14 protein-coding genes are annotated in these 17,720 nt (G+C 70.8%); 13 read left to right on the top strand and 1 reads right to left on the bottom strand.

Annotated elements, in window-relative coordinates; all coding sequences use genetic code 11:
- The first annotated feature begins 163 nt into the window (after nucleotides 1-163).
- From ACF1AG_RS00745 to ACF1AG_RS00685, 13 genes are all read left to right on the top strand, one after another.
- Entirely contained in the window at nucleotides 164-1,684 is a 1,521-nt protein-coding gene (locus ACF1AG_RS00745; protein WP_359601657.1) for a UDP-N-acetylmuramoyl-L-alanyl-D-glutamate--2,6-diaminopimelate ligase, read from the top strand.
- Nucleotides 1,685-1,688: 4 nt separating this feature from the next.
- Nucleotides 1,689-3,119 (top strand): UDP-N-acetylmuramoyl-tripeptide--D-alanyl-D-alanine ligase, encoded by a 1,431-nt coding sequence (gene murF / locus ACF1AG_RS00740; RefSeq protein ID WP_391809152.1) that lies wholly within the window; start codon nucleotides 1,689-1,691, stop codon nucleotides 3,117-3,119.
- Nucleotides 3,119-4,189 (top strand): phospho-N-acetylmuramoyl-pentapeptide-transferase, encoded by a 1,071-nt coding sequence (mraY, locus tag ACF1AG_RS00735; RefSeq protein ID WP_006131287.1) that lies wholly within the window; start codon nucleotides 3,119-3,121, stop codon nucleotides 4,187-4,189. Before murF ends, mraY begins: the two co-directional genes overlap by 1 nt.
- Nucleotides 4,171-5,589, top strand: coding sequence for a UDP-N-acetylmuramoyl-L-alanine--D-glutamate ligase (murD, locus tag ACF1AG_RS00730; protein WP_391809151.1), 1,419 nt, complete (start codon nucleotides 4,171-4,173; stop codon nucleotides 5,587-5,589). Before mraY ends, murD begins: the two co-directional genes overlap by 19 nt.
- Nucleotides 5,590-5,677: 88 nt before the next feature.
- On the top strand, nucleotides 5,678-7,030 hold the full coding sequence (ftsW, locus tag ACF1AG_RS00725; RefSeq protein ID WP_391809150.1) for a putative lipid II flippase FtsW: 1,353 nt from the start codon (nucleotides 5,678-5,680) through the stop codon (nucleotides 7,028-7,030).
- 6 nt (nucleotides 7,031-7,036) lie between these two features.
- Nucleotides 7,037-8,131, top strand: coding sequence for an undecaprenyldiphospho-muramoylpentapeptide beta-N-acetylglucosaminyltransferase (gene murG / locus ACF1AG_RS00720; protein ID WP_359601661.1), 1,095 nt, complete (start codon nucleotides 7,037-7,039; stop codon nucleotides 8,129-8,131).
- A 25-nt stretch (nucleotides 8,132-8,156) separates the two neighbouring features.
- Complete coding sequence (locus ACF1AG_RS00715) at nucleotides 8,157-8,951, top strand: cell division protein FtsQ/DivIB (protein ID WP_391809149.1); 795 nt, start codon at nucleotides 8,157-8,159, stop codon at nucleotides 8,949-8,951.
- A gap of 289 nt (nucleotides 8,952-9,240) precedes the next feature.
- Nucleotides 9,241-10,437, top strand: a complete 1,197-nt coding sequence (ftsZ, locus tag ACF1AG_RS00710; protein WP_387794720.1) for a cell division protein FtsZ — start codon at nucleotides 9,241-9,243, stop codon at nucleotides 10,435-10,437.
- Nucleotides 10,434-11,171 carry a peptidoglycan editing factor PgeF gene (gene pgeF, locus ACF1AG_RS00705; RefSeq protein ID WP_359601664.1) on the top strand — a complete coding sequence of 246 codons (738 nt, stop codon included), beginning with the start codon at nucleotides 10,434-10,436 and terminating at the stop codon, nucleotides 11,169-11,171. Before ftsZ ends, pgeF begins: the two co-directional genes overlap by 4 nt.
- Nucleotides 11,168-11,887: a YggS family pyridoxal phosphate-dependent enzyme gene (locus tag ACF1AG_RS00700; protein WP_387794721.1), complete on the top strand. Its 720-nt coding sequence runs from the start codon at nucleotides 11,168-11,170 to the stop codon at nucleotides 11,885-11,887. The genes pgeF and ACF1AG_RS00700 overlap by 4 nt, the downstream gene beginning before the upstream one ends.
- A 128-nt stretch (nucleotides 11,888-12,015) precedes the next feature.
- The gene (locus ACF1AG_RS00695) at nucleotides 12,016-12,657 is read left to right on the top strand and encodes a cell division protein SepF (RefSeq protein ID WP_387794722.1); all 642 of its coding nucleotides are present in this window, start codon (nucleotides 12,016-12,018) and stop codon (nucleotides 12,655-12,657) included.
- Nucleotides 12,658-12,705: 48 nt separating this feature from the next.
- Entirely contained in the window at nucleotides 12,706-12,993 is a 288-nt protein-coding gene (locus ACF1AG_RS00690) for a YggT family protein (protein WP_033273006.1), read from the top strand.
- A gap of 55 nt (nucleotides 12,994-13,048) precedes the next feature.
- Nucleotides 13,049-14,197, top strand: a complete 1,149-nt coding sequence (locus ACF1AG_RS00685) for a DivIVA domain-containing protein (protein WP_387794723.1) — start codon at nucleotides 13,049-13,051, stop codon at nucleotides 14,195-14,197.
- 227 nt (nucleotides 14,198-14,424) lie between these two features.
- Here ACF1AG_RS00685 and ileS read toward each other — a convergent pair whose 3' ends face one another.
- A complete protein-coding gene (gene ileS / locus ACF1AG_RS00680) occupies nucleotides 14,425-17,574 on the bottom strand; it encodes an isoleucine--tRNA ligase (protein WP_387794724.1) in 3,150 nt (1,049 codons plus the stop codon).
- Nucleotides 17,575-17,720: the final 146 nt, after the last annotated feature.

Here is a 17,720-nt window from a genome sequence, read left to right as displayed (position 1 = left end):
CGAGCACCGAGCCACCAGGAACCACCTCGTGACAACGATCACCCCCGACCCCGGGAACCAGAGCCGCCGCGGCCCCTCGCTTGGCCCGCCGAGCGCTACGCCCGGTACGCTCACCGCCGTGCCACACGCTGATCAGTCCCAAACCACCCAGAAGGGCCACCCCGTGACATATCCGGGACCGCCCCGTCCGGACCAGGTCTCCGCCGCACCCCTCGCGGAACTCGCCGGTCAGCTGGGTGTCCCCGCACCCGCGCAGGCCGCCGAGGTCACGGGCATCACCCACGACTCGCGCGCCGTCCGGCCCGGGGACCTGTACGCCGCCCTCCCGGGCGCCCGCGTCCACGGCGCGGACTTCGTCACCCAGGCCGCGGGCCTCGGGGCCGCCGCCGTGCTCACCGACCCGGCGGGCGCCGAACGCGTCGCCGCGACCGGCCTGCCCGCCCTCGTGGTCGACGACCCGCGGGCCCGGATGGGTGAACTGGCCGCCACCATCTACGGCCACCCCGGCCGCGATCTGCTCCAGATCGGCATCACCGGCACCTCCGGCAAGACCACCACCGCCTACCTCGTCGAGGGCGGTCTGCGGACCGTCCGCAGCACGGGACTGATCGGCACGGTCGAGATGCGCATCGGCGACGAGCGCATCAAGTCCGAGCGCACCACGCCCGAGGCCACCGACCTCCAGGCGCTGTTCGCGGTCATGCGCGAACGCGGCACCGAGGCCGTGGCCATGGAGGTCTCCAGCCACGCCCTGGTCCTCGGCCGGGTCGACGGCTGCGTCTTCGACATCGCCGTCTTCACCAACCTCAGCCCGGAGCACATGGAGTTCCACTCCGGGATGGAGGACTACTTCCAGGCCAAGGCGCAGCTGTTCACGCCCGCCCGCAGCCGGCTCGGCGTGGTCAACGTGGACGACGAGTACGGCCGCCGCCTGGTGAAGGAGGCCGGCGTCCCGGTCGTCACCTACTCCGCCGAGGGACACCCGGACGCCGACTGGCGCGCCGAGGACGTCCGGGTCGGCCCGCTGGACTCGGCGTTCACCGTGGTCGGTCCCGAGGGCGAGCGCGTCACCGCCCGTTCGCCGCTGCCGGGCCCGTTCAACGTGGCCAACTCCCTGGCCGCGATCGTCGCGCTGGCCGTGGCCGGACTCGACCCGCAGTCCGCCGCCGACGGCGTCGCCGCCGTGCCGGGCGTGCCCGGCCGCCTGGAGCGCGTCGACGTGGGCCAGCCGTACCTGGCGGTCGTGGACTACGCCCACAAGACGGACGCCGTGGAGTCGGTGCTGCGCGCCCTGCGCAAGGTCACCGAGGGCCGGGTGCACGTCGTGCTCGGCTGCGGCGGCGACCGTGACGTCACCAAGCGGGAGCCGATGGGCGCGGCCGCCGCGCGGCTCGCCGACACCGCCGTACTGACCTCCGACAACCCCCGCTCCGAGGACCCGCTGGCGATCCTCGCCACGATGCTCCAGGGCGCGGCCTCGGTGCCCGCCCACGAGCGCGGCGAGGTCGCGGTCTTCGAGGACCGGGCCGCCGCGATCGCCGCCGCCGTCGCCCGGGCCGAGCCCGGCGACACCGTGCTGGTCGCCGGCAAGGGCCACGAGCTGGGACAGGACATCGCCGGGGTGGTGCGTCCCTTCGACGACCGCCAGGTGCTTCGCGAAGCCATCAAGAAGACCCAGGGATGAACTTGTGATCGCCCTCTCCCTCGCCGAGATCGCAGAAGTCGTCGGCGGGCAGACGCACGACATACCGGACCCCTCCGTCCTGGTCACCGGCGAGGTGGTCCGGGACTCCCGGGAGGCGGGTCCGGGGAGCCTCTTCGTCGCCTTCGTCGGCGAGCGCGTGGACGGCCACGACTTCGCGGCCCAGGTCGTCGAGGCGGGCGCGGTCGCCGTGCTCGCCTCCCGGCCGGTCGGGGTGCCCGCGATCGTCGTGGAGGACGTCCAGGCCGCCCTCGGGGCTCTCGCCCGGCACGTCGTGACCCGGCTCGGCGTCACCCTCGTCGCCCTCACCGGGTCGGCCGGCAAGACCAGCACCAAGGACCTCGTCGCCCAGGTGCTGCGCAGCAAGGCCCCCACCGTCTTCACGCCCGGCTCCCTCAACAACGAGATCGGGCTGCCGCTGACCGCGCTCACCGCCACCGAGGACACCAGGTTCCTCGTGCTGGAGATGGGGGCGCGGGGCATCGGCCACATCCGCTACCTCACCGGTCTGACGCCGCCGCGGATCGGCCTCGTGCTGAACGTCGGCTCCGCGCACATCGGCGAGTTCGGCGGGCGCGAGCAGATCGCCCAGGCCAAGGGCGAGCTCGTCGAGTCGCTGCCGCCGGCCGAGGAGGGCGGCGTCGCGATCCTCAACGCGGACGACCCCTACGTCCGCGCCATGGCCTCCCGTACGAAGGCGAAGGTGATCCTTTTCGGAGAGTCCGGCGAAGCGGACGTCTCCGCCGAGAACGTGCGACTCACGGACAGCGGACAGCCTTCCTTCAGGCTTCACACACCCTCCGGTGCAAGCGATGTGACCATGCGCCTGTACGGTGAGCATCACGTGTCGAACGCGCTCGCCGCGGCCGCCGTCGCCCACGAGTTGGGCATGTCCGCAGACGAGATCGCCCGCGCGCTCTCCGAGGCGGGCTCCCTCTCCCGCTGGCGCATGGAGGTCACCGAGCGACCGGACGGCGTGACGGTCGTCAACGACGCCTACAACGCGAACCCCGAGTCCATGAAGGCCGCGCTGCGTGCGCTGGCTGCGATGGGCGAAGCCTCACGGGCAAAGGGGGGACGTACGTGGGCGGTGCTCGGCAAGATGGCCGAGCTCGGGGACGAAGCGCTCGCCGAGCACGACGCGGTCGGACGGCTCGCCGTCCGGCTCAACGTCAGCAAGCTCGTCGCGGTCGGGGGCAGGGAAGCCGCCTGGCTGCAACTGGGCGCATATAACGAGGGTTCGTGGGGTGAGGAGTCGGTGCACGTGTCCGACGCACAGGCGGCGGTCGACCTGTTGCGCAGCGAATTGCGCCCGGGGGATGTCGTACTCGTGAAGGCGTCCCGTTCGGTCGGGCTCGAGAGCGTGGCGCAGGCGCTGCTCGAGACCGGTGCCGAGGGTGAGGTCGCCGCCCGATGATGAATCAGGTCCTGTTCGCAGGAGTCATTGGCCTCTTCCTGACGCTGATCGGCACGCCGCTGCTGATCAAGCTGCTCGCCCGCAAGGGATACGGGCAGTACATCCGCGACGACGGCCCGCGCGAGCACGCCAGCAAGCGCGGTACGCCGACGATGGGCGGCATCGCCTTCATCCTGTCGACGGTCGCCGCCTACTTCCTCTCCAAGGTGATCAGCGGCGAGTCGCCGCGGTACTCCGGCGTGCTGGTGCTGGGCCTGATGGTCGGCATGGGCCTGGTCGGCTTCCTCGACGACTACATCAAGATCGTCAAGCGGCGTTCGCTGGGTCTGCGGGCCAAGGCGAAGATGGCCGGCCAGCTGATCGTCGGCGTCGCCTTCGCGGTGCTGTCCCTGCAGTTCGCGGACTCCCGCGGGCAGACCCCCGCCTCCACGAAGCTGTCGTTCATCACGGACTTCGGCTGGACCATCGGTCCGGTGCTGTTCGTGATCTGGGCGCTGTTCATGATCCTCGCCATGTCGAACGGCGTGAACCTCACCGACGGCCTGGACGGTCTGGCCACCGGCGCCTCCGTGCTCGTCTTCGGCGCCTACACCTTCATCGGCGTCTGGCAGTTCCAGGAGTCCTGCGCCAACGGCGAGACGCTGACCAACCCGGGCGCCTGCTACGAGGTGCGCGACCCGCTGGACCTCGCCGTCGTGGCCTCCGCGCTGATGGGTTCCTGCCTGGGCTTCCTGTGGTGGAACACCTCCCCGGCCAAGATCTTCATGGGCGACACCGGTTCCCTGGCGCTCGGCGGTGTGCTCGCGGGTCTGGCGATCTGCTCCCGCACCGAGCTGCTGCTCGCCATCCTCGGCGGCCTGTTCGTCCTCATCACGATGTCGGTGGTCATCCAGGTCGGCTCCTTCCGGCTCACCGGTAAGCGGGTCTTCCGGATGGCGCCGCTCCAGCATCACTTCGAACTCAAAGGCTGGTCCGAAGTCCTTGTGGTGGTCCGCTTCTGGATCATCCAGGGCATCTGTGTGATCGTCGGACTCGGCCTCTTCTACGCGGGATGGGCAGCGGACAAGTGACCGACTGGCAGGGCAAGCACGTCACCGTCGCGGGACTCGGCGTCTCCGGCGTCCCGGCGGCCAAGGCACTCCACGGACTCGACGCGAGGGTCACCGTCGTCAACGACGGCGACGACGCCGGGGCCCGGGAGCAGGCCGCGGAACTGGAGGCGCTCGGCGTCACGGTCCGCCTCGGGGACGGCGACACCCTGCCCGACTCCACCGAGCTGATCGTCACCGCGCCCGGCTGGAAGCCGGACAAGCCGCTGTTCGCGGCGGCGGACGCGGCAGGCGTGCCGGTGTGGGGCGACGTCGAACTCGCCTGGCGGCTCAGGAAGCCCGGCGCGGCCGACTGGCTCGCGGTCACCGGCACCAACGGCAAGACCACCACCGTGCAGATGCTCGCCTCCATCCTGGAGGCGGCGGGCCTGCGCACCGCCGCCGTGGGCAACATCGGCGTCTCGCTCCTCGACGCGGTGCTCGGCGACGAGGAGTACGACGTGCTCGCCGTGGAGCTGTCCAGCTACCAGCTCCACTGGGCGCCCTCCCTGCGCGCCCACTCCGCCGCCGTCCTCAACCTGGCGCCCGACCACCTCGACTGGCACGGTTCCATGGAGGCGTACGCCAGGGACAAGGGCCGCATCTACGAGGGCAACCGGATCGCCTGCGTCTACAACACGGCGGACAAGGCAACCGAGGACCTCGTCCGCGAGGCCGACGTCGAGGAGGGCTGCCGCGCCGTCGGCTTCACCCTCGGCACCCCCGGCCCCTCCCAACTCGGCGTCGTGGAGGGCCTCCTGGTCGACCGCGCCTTCGTGGAGAACCGGCAGAAGAACGCCCAGGAGCTCGCCGAGGTCGCCGACGTGAAGCCGGCCGCTCCGCACAACATCGCCAACGCCCTTGCCGCGGCGGCCCTCGCCCGCGCCTACGGGGTGCCCGCCGGTGCCGTGCGGGAAGGCCTGCGGAACTTCCGTCCGGACGCCCACCGCATCGCGCACGTGGCGGACGTGGACGGCGTGGCCTACGTCGACGACTCCAAGGCCACCAACACGCATGCCGCGCAGGCCTCGTTGGCCGCGTACGACTCCGTCGTGTGGATCGCCGGCGGGCTCGCCAAGGGCGCCACCTTCGACGAACTCGTCGCCGGGGCGGCCGGGCGGCTGCGCGGCGCCGTGCTGATCGGCAAGGACCGGGCCCTGATCCGCGAAGCCCTCGCGCGACACGCGCCGGAAGTACCCGTCGTGGACCTCGAGCGGACCGACACTGGGGCGATGCTCCAGGCCGTCCAGGAGGCGCGGCGGCTGGCACGCCCCGGTGACACGGTGCTGCTGGCCCCGGCCTGCGCCTCGATGGACATGTTCGCCAACTACAACAAGCGCGGTGACGCGTTCGCACAGGCGGTGCGCGAGCTCGGCGCCTGACCCCGGCCGCCCCGGCGCGCCGGGCGACCCTGGGAGGGACGCGTGGGACCGTCCGAGACCTGTTGGCCGGCGTACCGCGGAGGTCGCGATGTCCAGTAGCCGTACCGGCCGTCCGCCCGTCCAGCGGGCCGCCCGGCGCCCCGTCGCGCCCCGCCCCCAGGGCGAGAACCCCGTGCGCACCCTGGTGACCCGGGCGCGCAGGGCCTGGGACCGGCCGCTGACCGCGTACTACGTGATCCTCGGCGGCAGTCTGCTGATCACCGTGCTGGGGCTGGTGATGGTCTACTCGGCCTCCCAGATCACGGCGCTGCAGATGTCGCTGCCGGGTTCGTACTTCTTCCGCAAGCAGCTGCTGGCCGCCGCGATCGGCGCCGTGCTGCTGCTGGTGGCCTCCCGGATGCCGTTGAAGCTGCACCGTGCGCTCGCCTACCCCATCCTCGCGTGCGCCGTCTTCCTGATGGCCCTGGTGCAGGTTCCGGGGATAGGAGTCGCGGTCAACGGCAACCAGAACTGGATCGCGCTCGGCGGCAGTTTCCAGCTCCAGCCCAGCGAGTTCGGCAAGCTGGCGCTGGTGCTGTGGGGCGCCGACCTGCTCGCCCGCAAACACGACAAGCGGCTGCTGACCCAGTGGAAACACATGCTGGTGCCGCTGGTGCCTGCCGCGTTCATGCTGCTCGGGCTGATCATGCTCGGCGGAGACATGGGCACCGCCATCATCCTCACCGCGATCCTCTTCGGCCTGCTGTGGCTGGCGGGCGCCCCGACCCGGCTGTTCGCCGGGGTGCTGGCGGTCGCCGCGCTGCTCGGCGCCATCCTCATCCGCACCAGCGAGAACCGCATGGCCCGGCTCGCCTGCCTCGGTGCCACCGAGCCGCAGACCGGTCCGGTCGACTGCTGGCAGGCCGTGCACGGCATCTACGCCCTGGCCTCCGGCGGGATCTTCGGCTCCGGGCTCGGTGCGAGTCTGGAGAAATGGGGTGAACTGCCCGAAGCGCACACGGACTTCATCTTCGCCGTCACCGGTGAGGAACTGGGCCTGGCGGGGACGCTGTCGGTGCTCGCCCTGTTCGCCGCTCTAGGCTATGCGGGTATCCGCGTGGCCGGACGCACGGAGGACCCCTTCGTCAGGTATGCCGCGGGAGGCGTGACCACCTGGATCACGGCGCAGGCCGTGATCAACGTCGGTGCGGTGCTCGGTCTGCTGCCGATCGCCGGAGTCCCGCTCCCGCTGTTCTCCTACGGCGGGTCCGCCCTGTTGCCGACCATGTTCGCCATCGGGCTGCTCATCGCCTTCGCGCGTGAGGACCCCGCTGCGCGGATGGCGCTTGCGATGCGGCAACCCCGCTTTGGTAAAAAGCGGATCGGGGGTTCTCAGCGGCCCCGGAGATGGAACACGATGCGACGGCGTGCCCCGGGGGCGCGTTCGTCCGGAGAGCGGTGAATTTCGGTGCATGTCGTACTCGCCGGCGGAGGAACCGCGGGCCACATCGAGCCCGCGCTCGCCCTCGCGGACGCGCTGCGCAGGCAGGACCCGTCCGTGGGCATCACGGCCCTGGGCACGGAGCGCGGCCTGGAGACCCGTCTCGTACCCGAGCGCGGGTACGAACTGGCGCTGATCCCCGCCGTCCCGCTGCCACGCAAGCCGACCCCCGAGCTGATCACGGTCCCGGGCCGGCTGCGCGGCACCATCAAGGCGACCGAGCAGATCCTGGAGCGGACCCGGGCCGACGTCGTGGTCGGATTCGGCGGCTACGTCGCCCTGCCCGGCTACCTCGCGGCCAAGCGCCTCGGTGTGCCGATCGTCATCCACGAGGCCAACGCCCGCCCCGGCCTGGCCAACAAGATCGGCTCCCGCTACGCCGCCCAGGTCGCCGTCGCCACCCCGGACAGCAAGCTGCGCAACTCGCGCTACATCGGCATCCCGCTGCGGCACACCGTCGCCACTCTCGACCGGGCCGCCGTGCGCCCCGAGGCGCGCGCCGCGTTCGGGCTCGACCCCAACCTGCCGACGCTGCTGGTCTCCGGCGGCTCGCAGGGCGCCCGCCGGCTCAACGAGGTCGTCCAGCAGGTCGCCCCGTGGCTCCAGCAGGCCGGCATCCAGATCCTGCACGCGGTCGGCCCGAAGAACGAACTGCCGCACGTGCAGCAGATGCCGGGCATGCCCCCGTACATCCCGGTAAGTTACCTGGACCGGATGGACCTCGCGTACGCGGCGGCGGACATGATGCTCTGCCGCGCGGGTGCGATGACCGTCGCCGAGCTCTCCGCCGTCGGACTCCCGGCCGCCTACGTCCCGCTGCCCATCGGCAACGGCGAACAGCGGCTGAACGCCCAGCCGGTGGTGAAGGCCGGCGGCGGACTGCTGGTCGACGACGCGGACCTGACCCCGGAGTGGGTCCAGCAGAACGTGCTGCCCGTGCTCGCCGACCCGCACCGGCTGTACGAGATGTCCCGCGCCGCAAGCGAGTTCGGCCGCCGGGACGCCGACGAGCTGCTCGTCGGCATGGTGTACGAGGCGGTCGCCGCCCGTGCCCACAGGTAGAGGCATGTGACGGAAGGCAGGGAGCGTGGCCGGATCGACGACCGCCGAGCGCGGTGAACGCAAGCGGGAGTCGTCCGGCCCGCCGCCCGTACGAGCCGTACGGCGACGGCGTCTTCGTCTGATCATCACATCGGCGGTCGCCTTCCTGTTCCTCGGCAGCGGAGCCTTCTGGCTGCTGTACGGCTCCGATCTGGTCCGCGTGGAGCGCGTCTCGGTGTCCGGGACCGACGTCCTGACGCCGGACCAGGTCCGTGAGGCGGCCGACGTGCCCCTCGGGGAACAGCTCGTCTCGGTCGACACCGGGGCCATCGAGAAGCGGGCCGCCGAGGCGCTGCCCCGCATCGACACCGTCGACGCGGTCCGTTCCTGGCCCGACGGGATCAGGCTCCGGGTCACCGAGCGCACCCCGGTCCTCCTGGTCCACAAGGGCGGCAAGTTCGTCGAAGTGGACGACGACGGCGTGCGGTTCGCCACCGTCGAGAAAGCGCCCGAGGGGGTGCCCGCGCTGGAAATGGATCTCTCCCGTTCCGGGTCCTCCGCGGCCAGCCACCGCCGATTCGGCGAGGACCGTCTGGTGCGGGAGGCGGTACGCGTGGCCGGCGCCGTCCCCGAGTCCCTCGCGGCGGAAACACGCAGCGTCAAGGTCCGTTCCTACGACGCCATCTCGCTGGAACTCACGGACGGCCGTACGGTCGACTGGGGAAGCAGCGAGAAGGGGGCGCAAAAGGCGCGCGCCCTCACCGCGCTGATGAAAGCGGAGCCGGACGCACGGCACTTCGACGTCAGTGTTCCCAGCGCCCCGGCGTCATCAGGGAGTTGACGCACATCCGCGCAGGCCAGCACCCTGGTTGGGCAGCGACACGGCTGATCACATAGGGTGAAAAGAAAAACGGGAGGTTCGGCGTGTTCGTTGAACGTGCGCCACGTGTCGACTTAGTGTCCTGTTCAGAAGACTCCAGGGAACAGACACACTGGTAACCCTAAACTTCAACGTTAGGGTTCGGGTCGGCGATACGGACCGTCCCATTCGGCATCAGTCGTCGGATCGCGGGGGCAGCAGTTGCTCCGGCGCCCCGGCGACACGTAACTCGAGGCGAGAGGCCTTCGACGTGGCAGCACCGCAGAACTACCTCGCAGTCATCAAAGTCATCGGTGTCGGCGGCGGTGGTGTCAATGCCATCAACCGGATGATCGAGGTCGGTCTCAAGGGCGTCGAGTTCATCGCCATCAACACCGACGCGCAGGCGCTGTTGATGAGCGACGCCGACGTCAAGCTCGACGTCGGCCGTGAACTCACCCGCGGACTCGGCGCCGGAGCGAACCCGGCCGTCGGCCGCAAGGCCGCCGAGGACCACCGCGAGGAGATCGAGGAGGTCCTCAAGGGGGCCGACATGGTCTTCGTGACGGCCGGTGAAGGCGGCGGCACCGGCACCGGCGGCGCGCCCGTCGTGGCCAACATCGCCCGCTCCCTCGGCGCCCTCACCATCGGTGTGGTCACGCGCCCGTTCACCTTCGAGGGACGGCGCCGCGCGAACCAGGCCGAGGACGGCATCGCGGAACTCCGCGAAGAGGTCGACACCCTCATCGTGATCCCCAACGACCGGCTGCTGTCCATCTCGGACCGCCAGGTGTCGGTTCTCGACGCCTTCAAGTCGGCCGACCAGGTCCTGCTCTCCGGTGTGCAGGGCATCACCGACCTCATCACCACCCCCGGTCTCATCAACCTCGACTTCGCCGACGTCAAGTCGGTCATGTCCGAGGCGGGTTCGGCCCTCATGGGCATCGGCTCGGCCCGCGGTGACGACCGCGCGGTGGCCGCGGCCGAGATGGCCATCTCCTCCCCGCTGCTCGAGGCGTCCATCGACGGCGCCCGCGGCGTCCTGCTCTCCATCTCCGGCGGCTCCGACCTCGGCCTGTTCGAGATCAACGAGGCCGCCCAGCTGGTCAGCGAGGCCGCACACCCGGAGGCCAACATCATCTTCGGCGCCGTGATCGACGACGCCCTCGGCGACGAGGTGCGGGTCACCGTCATCGCCGCCGGCTTCGACGGCGGCCAGCCGCCCGCCAAGCGGGACAACGTCCTCGGCTCCTCCTCGGCCAAGCGCGAGGAGCCCGCCCCAACGGGCCGCCCGGAGAGCCGCCCGTCCTTCGGCTCGCTCGGCAGCGTCACGCCGAAGGAGGACCCGGAGCCGGCCCCGGCCCCCGAGCCCGTGGCCGACATCCCGGCCGTCCAGCCCCCCGTCCCGCCGTCCCGGAGCTACGACAGCGCGGCCGAGGAACTGGATGTCCCGGACTTCCTGAAGTGATAGGACAGCGCGAGAGCGTGAGCGGCGCGCACTTCGGCTTCACCGACCGGTGGGGCGGGGTGAGCGCCGCTCCGTATGAGGAGCTCAACCTCGGGGGCGCGGTCGGCGACGACCCCGGGAACGTGCGGACCAACCGCGAACTGGCCGCCAGGGCGCTCGGCGTGGACCCGGCCCGCGTGGTCTGGATGAACCAGGTGCACGGAGCGGACGCGGTCGTCGTCGACGAGCCGTGGGGCGACCGTCCGGTGCCCGAGGTGGACGCGGTCGTCACCGCGCGGCGCGGACTCGCCCTCGCCGTGCTCACCGCCGACTGCGTGCCCGTGCTGCTGGCCGACCCCGTCGCGGGTGTCGCCGCCGCGGCGCACGCGGGCCGGCCCGGACTGGTCGCCGGGGTCGTCCCGGCCGCGGTCCGGGCCATGACCGACCTCGGGGCCGACCCCGCCCGGATCGTCGCGCGCACCGGACCCGCCGTCTGCGGCCGGTGCTACGAGGTGCCGGAGGGCATGCGCGCCGACGTGGCCGCCGTCGAGCCGGCGGCGTACGCGGAGACGAGCTGGGGCACCCCGGCGGTCGACGTCGTCGAGGGTGTGCACGCGCAACTCGAGCGGCTGGGCGTCTCCGGCGCCGGGCGCTCGCCCGTGTGCACACGGGAGTCGGACGATCACTTCTCGTACCGTCGCGACCGCACCACCGGGCGGCTCGCGAGTTATGTGTGGCTGGACCCGAGGACATGACGGACCGTAAGGACGAACTCGCCGTGAATCTGGCGAGAGTGGAGGAGCGGATCGCCGCCGCGTGCGACGCGGCCGGTCGCGGACGCGACGAGGTGACGCTGATCGTGGTCACCAAGACCTGGCCCGCGAGCGACGTGCGGATCCTCTCCGGACTCGGCGTGCGGCACGTCGCCGAGAACCGCGACCAGGACGCCGCCCCGAAGGCGGCGGCCTGCGCTGATCTGCCCCTTGTGTGGCATTTCGTCGGTCAACTTCAGACCAACAAGGTGCGTTCGGTGGTCGGTTATGCCGATGTCGTGCAGTCTGTCGACCGTGCCCGTCTTGTGTCGGCGCTCTCCAAGGAGGCCGTCCGGACCGGGCGTGAGGTCGGCTGCCTCATCCAGGTGGCGCTCGACGCCGGCGTGGACGGCCGGGGCGAGCGCGGCGGCGTGGCGCCCTCCGGTGTCGCGGAGCTGGCCGACCTGGTGGCCGGCGCCGAAGGGCTGCGGCTGGACGGCCTGATGACCGTCGCGCCGCTCACCGGGGAGTACGCCGGCCGCCAACAGGCGGCGTTCGAGCGGTTGATGGATTTGTCGACCGACCTGCGCCGGAACCATCCGGCTGCGAACATGGTGTCGGCAGGGATGAGTGCGGACCTCGAACAGGCCGTGGCCGCCGGAGCGACACATGTGCGCGTCGGCAGTGCGGTACTCGGAGTCCGCCCCAGGCTCGGGTAACGTCGCCAAGAAGTCGGACCACAGCAGAAAATATGGTCATTTCCGCCCAACGGCGGAACAAGGACCCAGTGGATCGCGGGCACTTGGCGGTCGTCAGCGGATCCACCACAGAGCGGAGGACTCGGAGCATGGCCGGCGCGATGCGCAAGATGGCGGTCTACCTCGGCCTCGTGGAGGACGATGGGTACGACGGCCGCGGATTCGACCCAGACGACGATTTCGAACCGGAACTCGACCCTGAGCCGGAGCGGGACCACCGGCGGCACGAGCCGTCGCACCAATCCCACGGAACACACCAGCCGCAAAGGGGCGAAGAGGTACGAGTCGTCCATCCGCCCGCGCCTCGCGAACCGGTGTCCCGGTCCGCTTCGCTGCCCGCGGAATCACCCCGCCCGGCGCGGATCGCGCCCGTGGCATCCATCACACAAGAACGCGCCAGCCTGGAGAAGAACGCACCGGTGATCATGCCCAAGGTCGTGTCGGAACGAGAGCCTTACCGGATCACCACGCTTCACCCCCGGACCTACAACGAGGCCCGTACCATCGGGGAACACTTCCGTGAGGGCACCCCGGTGATCATGAATCTGACTGAGATGGATGACACAGACGCGAAGCGACTTGTCGACTTTGCGGCGGGTTTGGTGTTTGGTCTTCACGGCAGTATCGAGCGGGTGACGCAGAAGGTGTTCCTGTTGTCGCCTGCTAACGTCGATGTCACGGCGGAGGACAAGGCCCGCATCGCAGAGGGCGGGTTCTTCAACCAGAGCTGAGACGCAGGACCGGACAAGAGCGGTACAGGGGAGAGGGAAAAGCAGACCATGGGCGTGTTCGCGCAGGTGATCTACATCGCGCTGATGGTGTTCCTCATCGTGCTGATCTTCCGTTTGGTCATGGATTACGTGTTCCAGTTCGCCCGCTCATGGCAACCCGGCAAGGCGATGGTGGTCGTTCTGGAGGCCACCTACACTGTCACCGATCCACCGCTGAAGCTTCTGCGGCGGTTCATCCCGCCGCTGCGTCTCGGGGGCGTGGCGCTCGACCTGTCCTTCTTCGTCCTGATGATCATCGTCTGGATCCTCATCTCCGTCGCACAGAGGTTTGTGTGATGAGGCTGGACGATACGGTCTTGCCGACTGCCGATGACTACGTTGAGGTGAAGAGATGCCGTTGACCCCCGAGGACGTGCGGAACAAGCAGTTCACGACCGTCCGCCTCCGAGAAGGCTATGACGAGGACGAGGTCGATGCCTTCCTCGACGAGGTCGAAGCCGAACTGACGCGCCTGCTGCGCGAGAACGAGGACCTGCGCGCCAAGCTGGCCGCCGCCACGCGTGCCGCGGCGCAGAACCAGCAGAACATGCGCAAGCCTCCGGAACAGCAGGACCAGCAGCAACAGCAGGGTCCGCCTCCCGGCATGCCCCAGCAGGGCATGCGAGGTCCCGGCGCTCCGGTGCCCGCCGGCATATCGGGCCCGCCGCAGCAGCAGATGGGCGGCCCCATGGGTGGCCCGCCCCAGCTGCCGAGCGGTGCTCCTCAGCTGCCCGCCGGCCCCGGCGGACAGGGCGGCCCGCAGGGTCCCGGCCCCATGGGCCAGGGTCCCGGGCCGATGGGCCAGGGCGGCCCGATGCAGGGGCAGATGGGCCCTGGCGGCCCGATGGGCGGTCCCATGGGCGGTCCCGGTCTCCCCGGTCAGGGGGGTCCCGGTGGCGACAGCGCCGCGCGCGTCCTGTCGCTGGCCCAGCAGACCGCCGACCAGGCGATCGCGGAGGCCCGCAGCGAGGCCAACAAGATCGTGGGCGAGGCGCGTTCGCGTGCCGAGGGTCTCGAGCGTGACGCCCGTGCCAAGGCCGACGCCCTGGAGCGGGACGCGCAGGAGAAGCACCGCGTCGCGATGGGCTCCCTGGAGTCCGCCCGCGCCACGCTGGAGCGCAAGGTCGAGGACCTGCGCGGCTTCGAGCGCGAGTACCGCACGCGGCTGAAGTCCTACCTGGAGTCGCAGCTGCGCCAGCTGGAGACCCAGGCGGACGACTCGCTCGCCCCGCCGCGTCAGCCCGCGAGCGCCGCTCCGTCCCTGCCGCCGTCCCCGGCGCCCTCGATGGCTCCGGCCGGCGCGGGTGCCCCGTCCTACGGCGGCAACCAGACGATGGGCGGTGGCCCCGGCGGCCAGTCCGGCCCGTCCTACGGCGGCCAGCAGCAGATGCAGCCTGCGATGACCCAGCCCATGGCTCCGGTCCGTCCGCAGGGCCCGTCGCCGATGGGTCAGGCTCCCTCGCCTATGCGTGGCTTCCTGATCGACGAGGACGACAACTGACGGCCCTGTGGCCATAGGTACGGCGTAGCAGTCGGCAGCGTTCAGGGCGGGGCCCCGGGTTCACCAACCCGGGGCCCCGCCCTTGTGCTACGCGTGTTCCCGCTGGTTTCCCCGGGTTCGTTCCGTTTGTTCGGATGCGACGGACATGTCCGACGGACGCAACGCCGAAGGCCCGGCCCCCCGGACAACTTCCCCCGGGGGGCCGGGCCTTCGGCGTGTGACGGTGGTTACGCCTTGCGCAGACGGAACGTCAGGGACAGGCCCTCGTCCGTGAACGGGGCGCCGTAGGCGTCGTCCGCCTCGCCCCGTGCGAAGTCCGTGGCGAGCACCTCGTCGGCGATCAGCTCCGCGTGCTCCGTCAGCGCGGCCGCCGTGGCGGCGTCCTCCGACGTCCAGCGCAGGGCGATCCGGTCGGCCACGTCCAGGCCGCTGTTCTTGCGGGCCTCCTGGATCAGCCGGATCGCGTCACGGGCCAGACCGGCGCGGCGCAGCTCCTCGGTGATCTCCAGGTCCAGGGCGACCGTGGCGCCCGCGTCGGACGCCACCGACCAGCCCTCGCGCGGCGTTTCTGTGATGATCACCTCGTCCGGGGAGAGGGTGATCGTCTCGCCGTCGACCTCCACGGAGGCCGTGCCCTCGCGCAGGCCCAGGGACAGCGCCGCGGCGTCCGCGTTCGCGACCGCCTTGGCCACGTCCTGGACGCGCTTGCCGAACCGCTTGCCCAGCGCGCGGAAGTTGGCCTTGGCCGTGGTGTCCACCAGCGAGCCGCCGACCTCGGACAGCAGCGCCAGCGACTCGACGTTCAGCTCCTCCGTGATCTGGGCGTGCAGCTCCGGGTCGAGCGTGTCGAAGCCGGCCGCCGCGATCAGCGCCCGCCGCAGCGGCTGACGGGTCTTGACGCCCGACTCGGCGCGCGTGGCGCGGCCCAGCTCCACCAGGCGGCGCACCAGCGCCATCCGGCGGGACAGCTCCGGGTCGACGGCGGACAGGTCCGCCTCCGGCCACGAGGACAGGTGCACCGACTCCGGCGCGCCCGGCGCGACGGGGACGACCAGGTCCTGCCACACCCGCTCGGTGATGAACGGGGTGAGCGGGGCCATGAGCTTGGTCACCGTCTCCACGACCTCGTGCAGGGTGCGCAGCGCGGCCTTGTCGCCCTGCCAGAAGCGGCGGCGGGAGCGGCGGACGTACCAGTTGGACAGGTCGTCGACGAACGCCGACAGCAGCTTGCCGGCCCGCTGGGTGTCGTAGTTCTCCAGCGCCTGGGTCACCTGGTCGGTGAGGGCGTGCAGTTCGGAAAGCAGCCAGCGGTCCAGCACCGGACGCTCGGCCGGGGCCGGGTCGGCCTCGCTCGGCGCCCAGTTCGACGTGCGGGCGTACAGGGCCTGGAAGGCGACCGTGTTCCAGTACGTGAGGAGCGTCTTGCGGACGACCTCCTGGATGGTGCCGTGGCCCACTCGGCGGGCCGCCCACGGAGAGCCGCCGGCCGCCATGAACCAGCGCACCGCGTCCGCGCCGTGCTGGTCCATCAGCGGGATCGGCTGCAGGATGTTGCCCAGGTGCTTGGACATCTTGCGGCCGTCCTCGGCGAGGATGTGGCCGAGGCAGACGACGTTCTCGTAGGAGGACTTGTCGAAGACCAGCGTGCCGACCGCCATCAGCGTGTAGAACCAGCCGCGGGTCTGGTCGATGGCCTCGGAGATGAACTGCGCGGGGTACCGGGACTCGAAGAGTTCCTTGTTCTTGTACGGGTAGCCCCACTGCGCGAACGGCATGGAGCCCGAGTCGTACCAGGCGTCGATGACCTCGGGCACGCGGGTGGCCGTGGCGCCGCAGCCGTCCTGCGGGCAGTCGAAGGTGACCTCGTCGATGAACGGGCGGTGCGGGTCGAGCCCCGACTGGTCGGTGCCGGTCAGCTCGCTCAGCTCGGTCAGCGAGCCGACGCAGGTGAGGTGGTCGTTCTCGCAGCGCCAGATGGGCAGCGGGGTGCCCCAGTAGCGGTTGCGGGACAGCGCCCAGTCGATGTTGTTGTTCAGCCAGTCGCCGTAGCGGCCGTGCTTGACCGTGTCCGGGAACCAGTTGGTGTTCTCGTTCTCCTGGAGCAGCCGGTCCTTGACGGCGGTGGTGCGGATGTACCACGACGGCTGCGCGTAGTAGAGCAGCGCCGTGTGGCAGCGCCAGCAGTGCGGGTAGCTGTGCTCGTACGGCAGGTGCCTGAAGAGCAGGCCGCGCTGCTTGAGGTCCTCGGTGAGCTGCTCGTCGGCCTTCTTGAAGAAGACCCCGCCGACCAGCGGCAGGTCCTCCTCGAAGGTGCCGTCGGGGCGGACCGGGTTGACCACGGGCAGGCCGTAGGCGCGGCAGACCTTGAGGTCGTCCTCACCGAACGCGGGGGACTGGTGGACCAGACCCGTGCCGTCCTCGGTGGTGACGTACTCGGCGTTGACCACGTAGTGGGCGGGCTCGGGGAACTCGACCAGCTCGAAGGGGCGCCGGTACGTCCAGCGCTCCATCTCGGCGCCGGTGAAGGTCTGTCCGGTGGTCTCCCAGCCCTCGCCGAGCGCCTTCTCGACCAGCGGCTCGGCCACGACCAGCTTCTCCGTGCTCTCGCCGTTCGTCGCGACGACGTAGGTGACGTCGGGGTGCGCGGCGACCGCGGTGTTGGACACCAGGGTCCAGGGGGTGGTCGTCCACACCAGCAGGGCCGCCTCGCCCGCCAGTGGGCCGGAGGTCAGCGGGAAGCGGACGTAGACCGACGGGTCGACGACCGTCTCGTAGCCCTGGGCCAGCTCGTGGTCGGACAGGCCGGTGCCGCAGCGCGGGCACCAGGGGGCGACTCGGTGGTCCTGGACCAGCAGGCCCTTGGAGAAGATCTCCTTCAGCGACCACCAGACGGACTCGATGTACTCCGGGTCCATCGTGCGGTAGGCCTCGTCGAGGTCGACCCAGTAGCCCATGCGGGTCGTCAGCTCGGTGAAGGCGTCCGTGTGCCGGGTCACCGACTCGCGGCACCTGGCGTTGAACTCGGCGATGCCGTACGCCTCGATGTCCTGCTTGCCGGAGAAGCCCAGCTCCTTCTCCACCGCCAGCTCCACCGGGAGGCCGTGGCAGTCCCAGCCGGCCTTGCGGGCCACGTGGTAGCCGCGCATGGTCCGGAAGCGGGGGAAGACGTCCTTGAAGACGCGGGCCTCGATGTGGTGGGCGCCGGGCATGCCGTTGGCGGTGGGCGGGCCCTCGTAGAACACCCACTCGGGGCGGCCCTCGGACTGCTCCAGGCTCTTGGCGAAGATCTTCTGCTCGTCCCAGAACCTGAGCACCGTGTGCTCGAGGGCGGGCAGGTCGACCTGGGCGGGTACCGGGCGGTACGTCGGCGTTGTCATCAGCGGGCTTCCTCCGGCGGACTTGCTGCCTTCCGACCGGAGGGACGAGAGCTGTGTCCTTGCGCCGCCGTCGGCGCGCTCCCGCGGTACCACCCTCCTTGGCCCTCCGAAGCGCCGTGCGCTCCGGTGAGCCCCCTCATTCGGGT

Origin of the sequence: Streptomyces sp. NPDC014764, from assembly GCF_043082785.1 — a bacterium.
GTDB classification, from domain to species: Bacteria; Actinomycetota; Actinomycetes; order Streptomycetales; family Streptomycetaceae; genus Streptomyces; species Streptomyces althioticus.
This window is presented reverse-complemented; position numbering and strand designations above follow the sequence as displayed.

Excerpts from the sequence above, each read along its gene's own strand:
- mraY (WP_006131287.1), top strand. The coding sequence starts at position 3,119 with ATGAATCAGGTCCTGTTCGCAGGAGTCATTGGCCTCTTCCTGACGCTG.
- murD (WP_391809151.1), top strand. The coding sequence starts at position 4,171 with ATGGGCAGCGGACAAGTGACCGACTGGCAGGGCAAGCACGTCACCGTC.
- ftsW (WP_391809150.1), top strand. The coding sequence starts at position 5,678 with ATGTCCAGTAGCCGTACCGGCCGTCCGCCCGTCCAGCGGGCCGCCCGG.
- ACF1AG_RS00700 (WP_387794721.1), top strand. The coding sequence starts at position 11,168 with ATGACGGACCGTAAGGACGAACTCGCCGTGAATCTGGCGAGAGTGGAG.
- ACF1AG_RS00695 (WP_387794722.1), top strand. The coding sequence starts at position 12,016 with ATGGCCGGCGCGATGCGCAAGATGGCGGTCTACCTCGGCCTCGTGGAG.
- ACF1AG_RS00690 (WP_033273006.1), top strand. The coding sequence starts at position 12,706 with ATGGGCGTGTTCGCGCAGGTGATCTACATCGCGCTGATGGTGTTCCTC.
- ACF1AG_RS00685 (WP_387794723.1), top strand. The coding sequence starts at position 13,049 with ATGCCGTTGACCCCCGAGGACGTGCGGAACAAGCAGTTCACGACCGTC.
- ileS (WP_387794724.1), bottom strand. The coding sequence starts at position 17,574 with ATGACAACGCCGACGTACCGCCCGGTACCCGCCCAGGTCGACCTGCCC.